We start from the raw sequence: 502 nt of genomic DNA on the forward strand, positions 1-502 counted from the left end.
ATAGTATAAGAAATAATAATCATACTTTTTGTAGTCGTCCATAGTTTTAGAAGCCTCAAGTAAAGCATAATATTTCTGTGAAAGATTCAAAGCCGTTTCGTATTGAGTATTAAGTTTAAACTGCCTATCATAATCCACCAAACGCACTATTTTGCTGTTGAAAGTAAATAAATCAGCCCCTCCGCTCTCCCAGCCTATAGCGGAAGTTAATTGATTATTAGGCACAACATTAACCCAGTCGGATTCCTGTGCTTTGTCTGGAGATACTGAAGACACTTGTAATTGATAATAGCCAGACTTTTTAATATGCTCTTCTGTAACGGTAAAGTTTGTTTCAAATCTGTCAACCGTCTCCATAATTTCTTTAATTGGCGGCATAGGATAAGTGCTGTTGAATGTTCTATAATACTTGCCGTTTAACTCAGTGTATGAAGGCTCGAAAGGCGTACCGTCAGGAGGTTCGTATGATAATAAAGGAACTGTATAATTACCTATTGTTTTA

The 502-nt window shown here is 36.1% G+C and carries 1 pseudogene (cut by a window edge); it reads right to left on the reverse strand.

Features of this window, described 5'->3' with window-relative positions:
* Window positions 1-502: pseudogene (locus Q1X91_RS03285) on the reverse strand (hypothetical protein) (its annotated part extends 143 nt beyond the left edge of the window); the annotation flags it as partial.

Origin of the sequence: uncultured Brachyspira sp. (assembly GCF_949287625.1) — a bacterium.
Lineage (GTDB): Bacteria > Spirochaetota > Brachyspiria > Brachyspirales > Brachyspiraceae > Brachyspira.